Here is a 1052-nt window from a genome sequence, read left to right on the forward strand (position 1 = left end):
AGTTGTTTTCGAGCCATCCACAGGTTCGACAGGGCGAACAATGTGGTCAACTGAGCCGTGTTTTTCATCAGCCCACGAAAGCGCACTTTCACGTACCCAAATTGGCATTTGATCACCCGAAACGGATGTTCGACCTTGGCCCGTGTCTGGGCTTTGCAGTACTCAATCTTGCGCTTGCCCTTGTAGAGCACGCTGCGTTTATTCAACTTGGAATAGGTGCTGCGGCGCGCCGCGATTTGCCAGATCACTTCACGATTTTCATGCTCTTCACGCTTCTCAACGCCGGTGTATCCGGCGTCTGCATACACTGCATTTTCTTCGCCATGCAACAGCTCGACGACCTGTGTGACATCGGCGACGTTGGCGGCGGTGCCGTGGACGTGATGAACCAAGCCGGACTCGACATCAGCGCCAATATGGGCCTTCATTCCGAAGAAATACTGGTTACCTTTTTTGGTCTGATGCATCTCGGGGTCGCGCTTTCCCTCTTCGTTTTTAGTCGAACTGGGAGCATGAATAATGGTGGCATCGACGATAGTGCCCTGACGTAGAGACATGCCTTTGTCCTGCAAATAACCATTGATGACCGCGAGGATTGCAGGTGCCAGCTGATGCTTTTCCAGTAAGTGCCGGAAATTCATGATCGTGGTGTCTTCAGGTATCGGGGCGCTCAAGGTCAAACGTGCAAACTGGCGCATGGGCGTGATTTCGTAGAGCGCTTCTTCCATGGTCGGATCGCTCAGGGAAAACCAATTCTGCAACAGATGAATACGCAGCATGGTTTCCAGAGGATAGGGTTTTCTGCCGCCACCGGCCTTGGGGTAGAATGGCTCGATCAGGCCCAGCAGACCCGTCCAGGGCACGACCTGATCCATCTCGGCGAGGAAGCGTTCGCGGCGTGTCTGCTTGCGCTTGCCGGCGTATTCGAAATCGGAAAAGCTCATCTGGCTCATCTGGCTCATCTGGCTCATCTGGCTCATCTGGCTCATGGGCGGCTCGGATCAGGTGGTCAGGCGTATTTCAGCACATTTGAAAACTTGTTCGGAGATTCC

Annotated in this window: 1 protein-coding gene; it reads right to left on the reverse strand. The window is 53.8% G+C overall.

Annotation, left to right across the window (positions count from 1 at the left end; genetic code table 11):
• A partial coding sequence (locus tag HBN68_RS21940; protein ID WP_169966184.1) for an IS5 family transposase occupies positions 1 to 953 on the reverse strand: 953 nt, incomplete at its 3' end.
• Positions 954 to 1052 lie beyond the last annotated feature (99 nt).

Source organism: Pseudomonas sp. WS 5078, from assembly GCF_012985745.1.
In the GTDB taxonomy this organism is placed as follows: domain Bacteria; phylum Pseudomonadota; class Gammaproteobacteria; order Pseudomonadales; family Pseudomonadaceae; genus Aquipseudomonas; species Aquipseudomonas lundensis_A.